The organism is Sporosarcina psychrophila (assembly GCF_001590685.1).
In the GTDB taxonomy this organism is placed as follows: domain Bacteria; phylum Bacillota; class Bacilli; order Bacillales_A; family Planococcaceae; genus Sporosarcina; species Sporosarcina psychrophila.
Genome location: NZ_CP014616.1, coordinates 759,018 through 772,396 on the forward strand (window position 1 = coordinate 759,018; position 13,379 = coordinate 772,396).

Genomic DNA, 13,379 nt, shown 5'->3' on the forward strand with positions numbered 1-13,379 from the left:
AGCCCTTTTTTATATATATTGAAAGAACGCATTAGGCACTAATTATAGTTGCGTCAAAATAATTGGTTCGCCTTTTGTGACGATAATTGTATGTTCGATTTGAGCCACAAGAGATTTGTCTGGTGTAATGAACGTCCAGCCATCCCCTGATTCAATAATATGCTCTGCTTTTTCAGAGATAAACGGTTCAACTGCGAGAACCATTCCTTCTTTTAGAAGCGTCTTATCCCATGCGTCATAATAATTGAGTACATGCGAAGGTTCTTCGTGCAACGCTTTACCGATGCCGTGGCCAGTCAAGTTTTTGATGACTTTTAAGCCATTTTCTTTTGCTTCGCGTTCAACTGCTTTACCAATTTGGTTTAAGCTTGAACCTGCTTTAACTTTTGTCATTGCACGTTCAAATGCACTCTTAGCCACATCACATAATTGTTGTTTCTTATTATCGGGTGTACCGACAACAAATGAAATGCCAGTGTCAGCAAAATAACCATTGTAGGAACCTGAGACGTCAATATTAACAAGATCTCCATCTTCTATCACGCGGGAACCAGGCATGCCATGGGCAACTTCACTGTTGACGCTGATGCATGTAAATCCAGGGAAATCATATTCTGCGATAGGACCTGAAATTGCACCTTTTTCTTCGAATAAGCGACCGCCGATGTCATCAATTTCTTTCGTCGTTTTACCAGGGACAGTTGCTTCTTTCATCGCTTCCCTGATTTCAGCAACAATTTTGCCGATTTTCTTTAACGCTTCAATTTCCTGTTCAGTTTTTGCAATCATTATGTTCAAATCCTTTCTTCCGTTCATTCTTTTCCATACCATACTATATCATATGGAGCTGAACAAAAAAGCCTACAAACTTAAAAAACGTTTGCAGACTGTCGAATTATTTCTTTGGGATTGTCGTGCTTGTTACTTTTTTTTCTTTCATTACTTTGCGAACAATCGGATAGACGATAGGCGCCAATTTAATAGCGGTTTTTAATAATTTTCCAATATTCATTACGAATCACTCCTAAACACAGCATTTGTTACTTTTTTCCCGAATAGGTGGTTTTATAAACATTCACTTCAATACTTTAACACCTTGAAAAACATTCCAAATTAGAATTGCTATGAGCAAAACTCCATAAACTAGCATGAATAAGACAGGTGTTAATTGCCAAAAACCAAAGTTATCACTAGGCATTACATTCAGGTCGTAGGTAAAGGAAAACATTGAAAAAGAAAAAATGATAAATCCTGCAATAAGAAGTACGACAGGAACAAGATGTGAAACGAGAGAGCGCTTGGCATGGTGTTTTACTTCACGGTCATCCGAAACGAAATAAATAATGACGGGTATAAGTAAAGGGGTGAAGAAGACACTAAAGTAGCATAGGGCGGCTAACAGTTTATTGTTCGACACACGAATCCCTCCATTTTAGTTTAACTATATATATTGAGTAAATGAATCCCTAGATTAAACTTGGCGAAGAGGCCATACAAGGGTTAACTGGAGCCTGAGATTGGCGGCATCTCCTAGCGCCGCAGCGAATTTAATGGAATTCTTAATTTCAACATATGTAGGATAATTATCATCCCTGTTAATCATCTTGCTTATAGGATCCCCATCTTATACAATGAACTAGACAACTAAATTACTGGAACCACAGGGGGAGCCTATTTGGCTGAGATTGGACAGCACGTCCTGACCCTTAGAACCTGTAAGATTATTCTTGCGTAGGAATGTGGATGGAAATTGACATATTCGATGTCCCATCTATTTCGGGATGTCTTTTTTTATGCCCACATCTTTCGCTGAGCTAGGAAAGGGATGAATTAATTTGGATCGGAAAAGACTTCAACTTTTACTTGAAATAGCTATTTTAGGTGCAATTTCATTTGTACTTGATCAGATTGGTTTTAAAATGCCACAGGGTGGCTCGGTTACGCTGTCAATGTTGCCGATTGTTGTCATGGCATTTAGATGGGGGATTGCAGGCGGTATGCTGACTGGCTTCGTCAGCGGGTTATTGCAACTGATGATGGGAGGCTATGTCTTTAATATAATACAGGCTGCGCTTGATTACTTCGTGGCGTACACGTTGGTTGGAGTGGCAGGTGTTACACTTGCATGGCTGTTAAGTAGTAAAGTAAAAGGCAACAAAGGCTCAATGATTACAGCAATCGTTGTGGGGACAGTTATCGGTGGCCTACTTCGATACTTGATTCACTTCATTGGTGGAATTGTATTTTTTGCATCTTATGCACCTGAGGGACAGCCCGTATGGCTCTATTCACTCGTATACAATGCAAGTTACATGATACCTTCAATAATATTATCAGCAATTGTTGCGTCAATATTATTCACTACAGCACCGCGTCTTTTAGAGAGAAAATAGAAAATCGCCGTTCTGCCCAATGTGGGAGGACGGCGATTTTTTTAAAGGTAAGAAAGTATAAGTTGTTCTACATGGATCGATGTCTAGACTCCAGACGTCAGCCCCTGGGCCCACACGAAGTGGGTCATGCAGTGGGGAGGGATTGAGCTACATCCCTCCTTGTTGCGACAGGATGTCGCGATTTTAGACTGCCTTCCTTTAATTTCAGTCTTGCCGAAAAGGCAAAGACCGCCTTTGTCTTCAAGTCTTTCAGCGCTTGTCGGGGCTAAACAGCGTCTTGCACTTTTATTTAGGTGTGAATGACTTTCGTCTGAAGAACATGAATCCTGCGATTGTAGCTGCAAGAAATAGGGCTGCGGCAGAGACGAATAGTTCATCAGCACCGTTTTTTACAGTGATACCTATAAATGCCCATATGAAGACAGCACTAAATGCTATATCCGCGTAATGGTATAAAAAATGAAGTGCAATAGCGGTTGCGATAGTCAAGTAGATGACGGTCCATAGCGGGTCACTTAGTCCCCAACCAGACCATTCATGCAAAGTAAGGACGTAACTGATATTTGCAATGGTCGCGACAAAAACCCATCCTAGATAGACAGCAATCGGAACTCTACCATGAATATGACTATTTTTTATAGAATAAGTAAAATAAATGGTTAACAGTGTTAAAAGAAGAAGCAGGTTGATAATAATTGTCCATCCGAAGAAACCAAAATGCCAAAGCAAAATCCAAGTGATATTTAATAGGCAGCTGAGCACAAACAAAACTACCCTCCGATTGAATAATGCATGATTAATGTTTACTGTGTTGCGCATAAAGCCGTATAACCAGATAGCGAGAAGCAGATAAATAACTGCCCAAATTGAAAAGGTATATCCTGCAGGTGTAAATAGTACCGGTAAACTATTAGAGATTTGCCCGGTTGTTTTTCCATTGATAGGCATTATATTCGCAGCTGCATTGACTAGAACGACCGCAATGAGCGAAAAGGTCATAATTATAATTCTAAACATATTTAAATCCTCCTACTGAATAGTATACAGAGGAATGGTGGAACCTGCGAAGGAAAGTATGAACCTTCCGTCACAATTGCATTATTTCGCATACCGAAAATTCATGTTATAATCAAGTTGTGTTTTTAGAAAATTTTGAATGAATTAAGGGGGAATAATAGTGACGCAAAAAACGTATTCTGAAGTATGGGATCTTGACGTTTTCTTTAAAGGTGGAAGTGGATCGACAGAACTACGGACACATTTGGATAGCGTAAAAGAAAAGTTAGGTTCATTAGAAGAAACGGCTTCTGCATTTGAAGTTCCTCAGTCAGCTGGTGCGTCAAAAGAAGTTGTAAACCTTATTGAATCATTAAAAGAGGTTGCACTTGACCTGTCACAGGCAGGTGCCGTTATTGGGTGTTTCCTTGCGGCGGATACAACAGATAAAAAAGCATTGCAACTGCAAGGCGAAACCGGCTCCCTTGGGGCACGTTTTTCTACAATCGGGCTTAAAATCCGACAAACGCTGGCAAAAGCAGATGAGGATACATGGAATGGATTAATGGAATCGGATGAACTGAAGGAATTTGCATTTGTACTGAATGAATGGCGTGATGAGGTCAACCTGAAACTGTCTGAAGAAGAAGAGAGTTTGATCACTTCGCTAAGCGTAGACGGCTATCATGGGTGGGGACAGTTATACGACATGCTCGTTGGTGACATTAAAATCAAAATCGAATTGGACGGAGAAGAGAAAGAACTTTCCGTTGGGCAGGCAAATAACCTAAGTTCGCATGAGAATGCAGATGTGCGAAAGCGCTCATTTGAAGCGTTGGAAGAAGCTTGGGAAGGAAAAGAGGACTTCTTCGCATCTGCATTAAATCATATTGCGGGTTTTAGGCTTGAAGTATACAAAAAACGTGGTTGGGATTCAGTATTGAAAGAGCCACTCCTCCGAAATAGAATGAGCGAAGAGACACTTGATGCAATGTGGGGAGCAATTGGTGTAAATAAAGCCCCGTTTGTAGAATACTTGCAAGTCAAAGCGAGAATGCTAGGTACTAACAAAATGAACTGGTATGACATTGATGCGCCAGTTACAGCATCAACAAAGAAGATGTCGTATCAAGAAGGTGCAGAATTCATCCTAAAACACTTTGGAGAGTTTGGTCCTGAATTGGAAGCCTTTTCTCGCCAGGCGTTTGAAGATAGCTGGATCGAAGCGGAAGATCGCCCGAATAAACGTCCAGGTGGTTTTTGTACGGGTATGCCAGCATCCGAACAATCCCGTATCTTCATGACTTACAGCGGAACAATGTCGAACGTTGCAACACTTGCCCATGAATTGGGTCACGCGTTCCATTCATATGCACTGCGTCCAGTGCATTGGATGAACCGCCAATATGCGATGGGCGTAGCTGAAACGGCATCGACATTTGCAGAGATGATTGTCGCAGATGCTGCTGTAAAAGCCGCGGAAACGAAGGATGAAAAGATTGCATTACTGGAAGATAAAATTCAACGTAGTGTTGCATTCTTTATGAATATCCATGCGAGATTCCTTTTTGAGACGAGATTTTATGAAGAACGAAGAAATGGCATCGTGTCGGCTGAAAGATTGAACGAGTTAATGGCAGAAGCGCAGAAAGAAGCTTACGGAGACGCTCTTAATACGGTACATCCACACTTCTGGGCGTCGAAACTCCATTTCTACATTACGGGCGTGCAATTCTATAATTTCCCGTACACATTCGGCTATTTGTTCTCCCTTAGCATCTATGCAAAAGCTTTAGAAGATGGAGAAGGATTTGAACAGAAATATATGGCGCTTTTACGGGACACTGCGGTTATGAGTGTTGAAGACCTTGCGATGAAGCATCTTGGTGAGGATATTACGAAACAAGAGTTTTGGGCAAAAGGCGTAGCGTTATGCATAAAAGATGTTGAGGAGTTCTTGGAACTTACTTCGGTAAAAGGGTGAATATGAATTGATTTTGCTTGAAGGGCAAACTTGTTATTTACGAATATTGACAGAGGAAGACGCATTTAGCTTCACGGAATTACTTAGCGCTAATAAAGAATACTGGTCTATTTTCGAACCGCGGCACGAAAGTAGTTATTTTACCGTGGCTGTCCAAAGAGAGAAAATAAGGGAGTCAATTTATCAAATGCGGGACCGAAGGGAATATAACTTCGGTATCTTCGAAAAGGCAACAAGTAGGCTAATTGGTCATATCTCGCTTTACAGTATTAAAAGACTTCCTTTTTCCAGTGGTTTTGTCGGCTATTCAATCGATGAGCGTGAAACGGGTAGGGGAATTGGTACGGAAGCGGTTCGTCTTGTTACTAATTTTTCATTCGATAAAGTCGCTTTACATCGGATCGAGGCATATGTCTCACCCCGTAATAGCGGCTCGTTAAAAGTACTGGAGAGGTCTGGGTACTTCCAAGAAGGACTGCTGCGCAAACTCCTTTATATCAATGGTGTCTGGGAAGACCATTATATCTACGCTATTGTGGAGGATGATTTTTGAAAGGGTAAGACCGCATTGCGGAAATTAATAGCTAAAATAAAAAGCCGATTCCTGTAAATAGGAATCGGCTTTTGTTTATTTCCCGGGAAATGCGTCGATTTTAATCATTGGAATTGTGCATATAGCCATCTATGATGATATCGAGCTTCCCAGTATTAGGGTGGACGACAAGTCCGTGAACGGCTACTTTTTTGTCCATAAGGGGATGATTTCGTACAGCATCCACACTCATCTTGACGCTTTCCGTCACATCGCCAAACCCATGTAACCAATCTTCCATGTCTACACCGGAGTACTTGAGAGTTTTAAAGATATTTTTATCAATCCCGCGATGGACCATTTTTTCTATAATGAGACCTGTATCGACAGCACTCATTCCACAATCGTGATGCCCGACAATGTAAACTTCATCAGCTTGCAAATCATAAACTGCTACAAGCAAGCTTCTCATAATGCCGCCAAATGGGTGTGTGACGACTGCACCGGCGCTTTTAATAATTTTAGCATCGCCATTTTTTAAGTTCATCGCCTTAGGCAACAACTCAGTCAGTCTTGTATCCATACATGTTAATATTACAATTCGCTTATCGGGAAACTTTGTTGTTGCGTATTGTTCATATTGTTTTTCAGCTACAAATGTATCATTAAAATCAAGTATTTCTGAAAGAATTGTCATCGTATACTCCCATTCTGTAAGTTTTTATTTATCATACTTGAAAATATGTAAAAAGAAAAGAGCTGCCTAAAGGCAACTCTTAGAAGTTTGTGTCTGGTTTTGGATCAATTGTTGAAGAATCGGCGGAAATCATAGCCGAAGACAGAAAGTGCATTGTGAACATAGCTGTTATACCAAGGCAAACCATAAAGCCGATAACTGTAGTGAACATCAAGCCCATATATATGACCCCTCTCAAAATTATTAGTTTAGGTACTATCATCAGTATACAGTAAAAACCCAAATTATTTAAGGGGTTCATGAAATGTTTTACCTAATTGTGACGATTATTAGAAAGCCCAGTTGCCATGGCTGAACACAGGTTCTGAAGAGCCATCATCATTAATTCCATCAATATCCATTTCCCCAGAACCAACCATGAAGTCGACATGTGTGATACTTTGGTTTAAACCATGCTTTACAAGCTCTTCACGTGCCATCGTTTTGCCACCCTCAATACAAAATGAATAGGCACTGCCGAGCGCAAAATGATTCGATGCATTTTCATCGAACAATGTATTATAGAAAAGCAGACCCGATTGGGAAATCGGTGAAGCATGTGGAACAAGTGCGACTTCACCAAGATGTTTTGCACCTTCATCTGTATCAATTAGACGTTGCAAGACTTCTTCACCTTGTTCGGCTGAAATCTCAGTTACTCGTCCATCTTTAAATGTTAATTTAAAGTTATCGATGATATTTCCACCATAGCTTAGCGGTTTTGTGCTTGATATAAAGCCGTTGACGCCCGTTTTTAGAGGGACAGTGAATACTTCCTCTGTTGGCATATTAGCCATGAAAGTATCTCCCTTCTCATTGACGCTACCGGCTCCACACCACAAGTGACCTTCGGGCAATTCAACAATCAGGTCAGTACCTGGCGCTTTGTAATGAAGTTTGCGGTATCTTTTGTTATTTAAGTAATCGACTTTGGCATGCAGATGGTTGTCATGATTGATCCACTCTTGCACTGGGTCTTGCTTGTCTGTACGTACTGCTTTAAAAATTGCAGTCCAAAGTGCCGAAATCTGTTCTTCTTCTGGGAGCTCTGGGAACACTTTTGCTGCCCATGCTTTTGAAGGGGTGGCGATGACTGTCCAGCTGATTTTATCAGACTGTACATACTGCCGATATTTGTCGAGTGCCTGTCCAGTGGCTTTTTGTGAGTCGGCAATGCGCGATGGCTCAATTCCTTTTAATAAGTCAGGACTTTGGGACACGATACTCATGAATGCAGCACCTTTTTCTGCAAGTGTTTCGCGTTCCATTACTTTCCATTCAGGGAATTCAGCAAAAGAATCAGCTGGAGCTTTTTCATAACGCAGTCGGGAAATCGTGTCATCGGACCAATCAACAAATACTTGACGTGCACCCGCATCATAAGCTTTTTCAGTTACAAGACGGACAAATTCCGTTGTTTCTGTTGAAGCACTGATATAAAGGTATTGATTTGGTTGAATATTGACCCCAACCTTTACTGCAAGTTCAGCATAGCGGGATAATTGTTTTTCGAAAGTAGACATAAATAAAAACTCCTTCCTCTATCTTCTATAATAGTACCAATTTATAGGCCCGGCCTGCAACGTCAAATGTATTGAAAAAGTTAATCTTCATCTCCACGGATTGTTAGTTTAGCCATTAGGGTTTTTACAGGATAAATTGTGACAGTATGAAAACTTGCATATATTTATTACTTCTGTTCACCTAAAGAATAGGCCGGAGATGCCGAAATAAGAAGAAGAATGGAATACTTGGAGGGTCAACTTATGGATTTATCAACAGTAATTGGTCTAGTATTAGGGTTTGTTGCGCTTCTTGTCGGTATGACGATGAAAGGTGTCCCGGTAGATAGCTTATTTAATATGGCAGCTATACTAATAATACTTGTAGGAACGCTTGCGGCTGTTATCATTGCCTTTCCAATGAATGAGTTGAAACGTGTACCCAAATTATTTGGCGTGCTTTTTAAAGAACAGAAACTTGCTTCCGATTCCGATATCATCCGTATGTTTTCAAGTTGGGCAGATATTGCGCGACGTGAAGGACTATTATCGCTTGAAGCAAAAACAGACGAAATTAATGATCCATTTTTGAAAAATGGATTGGGCCTCGCAATTGATGGGCAAAATGCCGATTATATCCGTGATGTGCTAAGTGAAGAAGTAGAAGCTATGGAAGATCGGCATTCTGCCGGAGCACAAATATTCTCGCAGGCGGGCACATACGCACCAACACTGGGTGTTCTAGGAGCAGTCGTAGGTCTTATTGCAGCACTTGGGAATTTGAATGATATCGAGGCGCTTGGTCATGCGATTTCCGCAGCATTTATTGCGACGTTGCTTGGTATTTTTACTGGATATGTGCTTTGGCATCCATTTGCGAATAAATTAAAACGTAAATCGCACGAAGAAGTAAGACAGAAGAAAATGATGATTGAAGGGGTCCTCTCCGTTCTTGAAGGGGAAGCACCGCGTGTTATTGAGCAGAAGCTGTCCTCATATCTGTCTGCGGAAGAACGCAGAAAGCTGGCTGTTACAAAGAATAGCGATAAGGGGGATGGGGAGTTTGTCGAAGAGACGTAAGAGAAAAAAGGATGACCACCATATAGATGAGTCATGGCTGTTGCCATACTCCGACCTTATGACTCTTCTTCTCGCGTTATTCATCGTACTATTTGCCTCAAGCTCGGTAGATGAAGTCAAACTTAAACAGATGTCAGCAGTGTTCAGTGAAATATTTGATGGTGGACAAGGTGTGATGGATAATGCAGCTCCTACACCTGTGCCGATACCGAAGGATTCAATTGGTACCAACAATGAGAATACATCCTATATAGAAGATCAGAAGTCACTTACTGAAATTCAAGATAGAGTAGATGAGTATATTGCAGTGAATGAACTGGAGAATCAGTTCGAAACCAAACTGACGGATGAAGGGTTATTAGTGACAATTAGAGACAGTATCCTCTTTAGTCCAGGAATGGCAGATATCAATCCTGAATATATAGGGATTGCAGATGATATTGCGGAACTTCTTGTTTTTGACCCACCTCGTCATATCGTCGTCACTGGCCACACGGATAATGTTCCGATTGGAAATGCTCAATTTCAATCGAACTGGGAGCTTAGTGTAATGAGAGCGGTGAATTTCTTGAAAAGTATTGTGAGAAATGAAGAGATCAATCCACTTTTATTCAGTGCGAAAGGATACGGCGAGTTTCAGCCAATCGAATCAAATGAAACAGCTGATGGAAGAAGTAAAAACCGTCGGGTAGAAGTATTGATCCAGCCACTTGTACTAGAAGATGGAACTGCATTTGAATAAATTCATCCAAAGAAAAAAGATTCACCGGTAAATTCATACCGGTGAATCTTTTTTGATTGCTTAACTTCTTAGCGTACCAAGTTCAGCTGCAATTGCCTGCATTTCATTTGGTGTAATGTTAGTGCGTTTCATGACCATTTTGTACATATAGTACAAATCATCATATTTAGATGTGCTGAAATTCTCCGGATTCATAGCGGCAGAATTAACCATACGAAGTTTTTCTGTAATTTTGTCGATCATATAAGAAACATTTTCTGGTGTTGGGTTAGATAAATCCATAGTATAGTCCACCTTTCGATAAGCTTTGGACCTATCATTTCATTATTCTCCCGGACTGTCAAATAGAATTGGAAATCAACCTCGTTTTGCTGCTTCTCTTTCCTCTTTGAGTTTTGCATTGAAGCGTTTTGTTTCAAAGACGATGACCCCAGATAACCCGAGAAGTCCAATTAAGTTTGGTATTGCCATGAGTCCGTTCATTACGTCAGCGAATAACCAAACAGCATCAAGAGTTGCTGTAGCACCAACAAAGATGACTCCAATAAATACAATACGGTAGTAGATTAGAACTTTAGGATTCGGGAATAGGTATTGGAAACACTTCTCGCCGTAATAAGCCCAACCGAAAATTGTTGATGTTGCAAAGAATATTAATCCGATTGCAACAACAATCGGCCCAGCACCTCCAAGGAACTCGCCGAAGGCGGCAGCTGTGAGAGAGCCGGCTTCAATGCTCTTGTCTTTCCACATGCCAGACATGACGATTGTTACCCCGGTAATTGAACAGATGATTAGGGTATCGAATAATACTTGTGTCATGGAAACGAGTGCTTGACGACCTGGTAAGTCTGTTCTAGCTGCAGCAGCAGCAATCGGAGCAGATCCAAGACCTGCCTCATTGGAGAAGAGACCACGTGCTACCCCGAAACGGATTGCCGCACCGATTGCGCCCCCAACAGCTGCTTCACCAGTAAACGCAAATTTGAATATCGTTGCAAAAGCTTCTGGAATCAAGTTGAAGTTCAAAATCATTACGATTAAACCTGCTATTAAATAGAAACCTGCCATAACCGGGACGAAAAACGATGTAACCTTACCAATCGTTTTAATGCCTCCAATAATAACCATTCCGCCTAAGACAACAAGAACAAGTCCTGTAATCCAATGGGGAACACTAAACGTTGAATTCAAGACATCGGCAACTGCTTTCGATTGTGTTCCGTTACCGATTCCAAATGCTGCAATCGCGCCAAAAATAGCGAATAAGACGCCGAGCCATTTCATTTTCAGACCGTGTTCAAGATAGTACATTGGTCCGCCCGCCATTTGTCCATTGGCATCCTTGACCCGATATTTAACTGCAAGAATTGCTTCTCCATATTTTGTAGCCATCCCGAAGAATCCGGCCATCCACATCCAGAACACAGCGCCTGGACCACCAAAGTAAATTGCTGTTGCAACTCCGACGATGTTCCCCACGCCGACTGTGGCGGCCATCGCGGTCATCAGTGCCTGGAAGTGAGAAATATCACCTTCTGATGTTTTATCCTGATTTCTTGAGAAAACGAGTTTTAGTGCATAAGGCAACATACGTATTTGAATAAGTCCTAGTCTTAATGTTAAAAAGATACCTGTTCCGACGAGAAGGATAAGCAAAGGCGGTCCCCAAATAAATCCGCTGGCCTTATCCAAAAAAGCTGTTAATCCATCCATTTCATTACCCCCAAGTAATTTATTTTTCGTGAACCCCTATTCCCTTTTAGCTCACATCCTCTCAGTCTCTCTAATTCGTCATCCCTATTGTCAATATTCCGAAAATTATCATCATTCGTCAAGCTTTATTTTTTAAATTCGACAATTTGTTTGTATTTCCTTTAGCTGGGGTATAATTGTATATGCGAAAGAGTTTGAATTGGAGGGCTTATAATGGGGAATAGCAAATTTGGTACGTTTATTATTGTTGGTGCACTTACGGGTGCGGTTGTAAGTATGTTCGATCGGAGTACGCGGAAACATATCGTAAAGAAATCAAATAATTGTATATCGGAAATGAAGTATTATGCGAAAAATACTGATGTGCTAAGATGGAAATTGGAAGAGAAGAAAGACAAGTATAAGTCTGTCTTTGAACAACTATCGGACGATGCATCATATATTAAAGCACAAGTAGAAGAGTTAAAAGCACTTACGCCACAAGTTAAAGGTTTAGTCATGGACACAAAGGATGCATTTGTTGAATCGAAAGATGAATACAAGTCAATTGTTAGTGAAACACCATAGGAATATAGTGTCGGTTTTAAAAGTAAACTGTATTGAAAGGGGTGACGAAAGTTTGAAGAATGATGAACGTTCAACACCTACACCGATCCAAGAAGAGAAAACTAGCAAGTATAAGGAGAAGATGGATGGCTTTATGGCAGACTCCGCAGCCATGAAGTTTTTGGATGATGTAAAAGAAGGTGAACTTGAGCAATTTGATGTCACGACAACAAATGGATTTTTCAAAGAACTGCTTGTCCGGATAAAAAAAGTCGACGTGACGGGCATTGGCTCGCAACTCGCCTTCTTTTTCCTTTTGTCCCTATTTCCCCTACTAATCTTTATAATGACATTGTTACCTTATCTAAACTTTAACCAAGCGGAAGTTCTCTTATTGATTCGAGACTATGCACCAGAGAGCGTTGCTACGCTAATCGAGGACACATTAAAAGAAATCTTGCAAAACCGCAATGGTGGTTTACTATCATTTGGGATACTTGCGACGGTGTGGTCAGCATCTAAAGGAATGAACGCACTGACGAAAGCTTTGAACCGATCTTATTTTACGGAGGAATCACGTTCGTTCATCGTGGCCCGCGGTATGTCGGTTGTCTTTACTATCTTACTCGTCGCCGTGTTGGTAGTCGCCCTTGTATTACCAGTGTTCGGGCAACAGATTGGCGTACTAGTATTCTCTTATATGGGACTTGAAGATGGATTCATCACTTTGTGGGGTAGTTTGCGCTGGGTATTGCCGCCTGTACTAATCTTCTTCGTGTTTTCACTTATTTATTGGCTGGTACCTAACTTAAAAATTCACTTTATAAGTGTGCTGCCAGGAGCATTATTTGCTACGGTAGGCTGGATTCTGACATCATTTGGATTCTCATACTATGTCAATAACTTCGGAAGCTATTCGGGTACATATGGTAGTATCGGAGCAATTATTGTATTAATGATGTGGTTATATTTCTCAGCTATAATTCTGATACTGGGCGGACAGCTGAATGCCGTCACATTTGAGAGGACTCAGTTGAAAAGAGCAAAAGCAAAAAGCAATGCAGTCATGTAACAATGACGCATTGCTTTTTTTCTATATATGTTGAACGAGTGGATACCTATATAAACGGAGCGAAGGCGCCTTACAAGGGG

General features: G+C 41.0%; 15 protein-coding genes and 1 riboswitch. Of the genes, 7 read left to right on the top strand and 8 right to left on the bottom strand.

Going from position 1 to position 13,379, the window contains the following annotated elements; all coding sequences use genetic code 11:
* Positions 1-42 precede the first annotated feature (42 nt).
* The 3 genes from map to AZE41_RS03560 form a co-directional block, all read right to left on the bottom strand.
* Entirely contained in the window at positions 43-789 is a 747-nt protein-coding gene (gene map / locus AZE41_RS03555; RefSeq protein ID WP_067205745.1) for a type I methionyl aminopeptidase, read from the bottom strand.
* Between the two features lie 106 nt (positions 790-895).
* A complete protein-coding gene (locus AZE41_RS23130; RefSeq protein ID WP_231885760.1) occupies positions 896-1,012 on the bottom strand; it encodes a hypothetical protein in 117 nt (38 codons plus the stop codon).
* 63 nt (positions 1,013-1,075) lie between these two features.
* Positions 1,076-1,417, bottom strand: a complete 342-nt coding sequence (locus AZE41_RS03560) for a magnetosome magnetite crystal formation protein family (RefSeq protein ID WP_067205748.1) — start codon at positions 1,415-1,417, stop codon at positions 1,076-1,078.
* Positions 1,418-1,653: 236 nt separating this feature from the next.
* Positions 1,654-1,755: riboswitch (TPP riboswitch) on the top strand.
* 80 nt (positions 1,756-1,835) lie between these two features.
* Here AZE41_RS03560 and thiT point away from each other — a divergent pair.
* The gene (thiT, locus tag AZE41_RS03565; RefSeq protein WP_067205751.1) at positions 1,836-2,393 is read left to right on the top strand and encodes an energy-coupled thiamine transporter ThiT; all 558 of its coding nucleotides are present in this window, start codon (positions 1,836-1,838) and stop codon (positions 2,391-2,393) included.
* A gap of 285 nt (positions 2,394-2,678) precedes the next feature.
* Here the strand turns inward: thiT and AZE41_RS03570 are convergent, their stop codons facing one another.
* A complete protein-coding gene (locus tag AZE41_RS03570; protein ID WP_067205754.1) occupies positions 2,679-3,410 on the bottom strand; it encodes a tryptophan-rich sensory protein in 732 nt (243 codons plus the stop codon).
* 160 nt (positions 3,411-3,570) lie between these two features.
* Here AZE41_RS03570 and AZE41_RS03575 point away from each other — a divergent pair, with 160 nt between their 5' ends.
* Positions 3,571-5,373: a M3 family oligoendopeptidase gene (locus AZE41_RS03575; protein ID WP_067205757.1), complete on the top strand. Its 1,803-nt coding sequence runs from the start codon at positions 3,571-3,573 to the stop codon at positions 5,371-5,373.
* Between the two features lie 7 nt (positions 5,374-5,380).
* On the top strand, positions 5,381-5,926 hold the full coding sequence (locus AZE41_RS03580; RefSeq protein ID WP_067205759.1) for a GNAT family N-acetyltransferase: 546 nt from the start codon (positions 5,381-5,383) through the stop codon (positions 5,924-5,926).
* A gap of 100 nt (positions 5,927-6,026) precedes the next feature.
* On the opposite strand, the gene AZE41_RS03585 is transcribed toward AZE41_RS03580, so the two are convergent.
* Both AZE41_RS03585 and AZE41_RS03590 read right to left on the bottom strand, forming a co-directional pair.
* Positions 6,027-6,602, bottom strand: coding sequence for a beta-class carbonic anhydrase (locus tag AZE41_RS03585; RefSeq protein WP_067205761.1), 576 nt, complete (start codon positions 6,600-6,602; stop codon positions 6,027-6,029).
* A gap of 329 nt (positions 6,603-6,931) precedes the next feature.
* Positions 6,932-8,164: an aminopeptidase gene (locus tag AZE41_RS03590; protein ID WP_067205763.1), complete on the bottom strand. Its 1,233-nt coding sequence runs from the start codon at positions 8,162-8,164 to the stop codon at positions 6,932-6,934.
* Positions 8,165-8,407: 243 nt separating this feature from the next.
* On the opposite strand from AZE41_RS03590, the gene motA reads away from it, so the two are divergent.
* Positions 8,408-9,223, top strand: a complete 816-nt coding sequence (motA, locus tag AZE41_RS03595; protein ID WP_067205766.1) for a flagellar motor stator protein MotA — start codon at positions 8,408-8,410, stop codon at positions 9,221-9,223.
* Complete coding sequence (gene motB, locus AZE41_RS03600; RefSeq protein WP_067205768.1) at positions 9,207-9,965, top strand: flagellar motor protein MotB; 759 nt, start codon at positions 9,207-9,209, stop codon at positions 9,963-9,965. Before motA ends, motB begins: the two co-directional genes overlap by 17 nt.
* A 60-nt stretch (positions 9,966-10,025) precedes the next feature.
* On the opposite strand, the gene AZE41_RS03605 is transcribed toward motB, so the two are convergent.
* On the bottom strand, positions 10,026-10,247 hold the full coding sequence (locus AZE41_RS03605) for a DUF1128 domain-containing protein (protein WP_067205771.1): 222 nt from the start codon (positions 10,245-10,247) through the stop codon (positions 10,026-10,028).
* A 75-nt stretch (positions 10,248-10,322) separates the two neighbouring features.
* Entirely contained in the window at positions 10,323-11,681 is a 1,359-nt protein-coding gene (locus AZE41_RS03610; RefSeq protein ID WP_067205774.1) for an alanine/glycine:cation symporter family protein, read from the bottom strand.
* Positions 11,682-11,894: 213 nt separating this feature from the next.
* On the opposite strand from AZE41_RS03610, the gene AZE41_RS03615 reads away from it, so the two are divergent.
* The gene (locus AZE41_RS03615; RefSeq protein WP_067205777.1) at positions 11,895-12,248 is read left to right on the top strand and encodes a hypothetical protein; all 354 of its coding nucleotides are present in this window, start codon (positions 11,895-11,897) and stop codon (positions 12,246-12,248) included.
* Positions 12,249-12,300: 52 nt separating this feature from the next.
* Entirely contained in the window at positions 12,301-13,299 is a 999-nt protein-coding gene (locus tag AZE41_RS03620) for a YihY/virulence factor BrkB family protein (protein WP_335339514.1), read from the top strand.
* Positions 13,300-13,379: the final 80 nt, after the last annotated feature.

Bases quoted from the DNA above. Each gene is read 5' to 3' on its own strand.
- map (WP_067205745.1), bottom strand. From the start codon at position 789: ATGATTGCAAAAACTGAACAGGAAATTGAAGCGTTAAAGAAAATCGGC.
- AZE41_RS23130 (WP_231885760.1), bottom strand. From the start codon at position 1,012: ATGAATATTGGAAAATTATTAAAAACCGCTATTAAATTGGCGCCTATC.
- AZE41_RS03570 (WP_067205754.1), bottom strand. From the start codon at position 3,410: ATGTTTAGAATTATAATTATGACCTTTTCGCTCATTGCGGTCGTTCTA.
- AZE41_RS03585 (WP_067205761.1), bottom strand. From the start codon at position 6,602: ATGACAATTCTTTCAGAAATACTTGATTTTAATGATACATTTGTAGCT.
- AZE41_RS03590 (WP_067205763.1), bottom strand. From the start codon at position 8,164: ATGTCTACTTTCGAAAAACAATTATCCCGCTATGCTGAACTTGCAGTA.
- motA (WP_067205766.1), top strand. From the start codon at position 8,408: ATGGATTTATCAACAGTAATTGGTCTAGTATTAGGGTTTGTTGCGCTT.
- AZE41_RS03605 (WP_067205771.1), bottom strand. From the start codon at position 10,247: ATGGATTTATCTAACCCAACACCAGAAAATGTTTCTTATATGATCGAC.
- AZE41_RS03610 (WP_067205774.1), bottom strand. From the start codon at position 11,681: ATGGATGGATTAACAGCTTTTTTGGATAAGGCCAGCGGATTTATTTGG.
- AZE41_RS03615 (WP_067205777.1), top strand. From the start codon at position 11,895: ATGGGGAATAGCAAATTTGGTACGTTTATTATTGTTGGTGCACTTACG.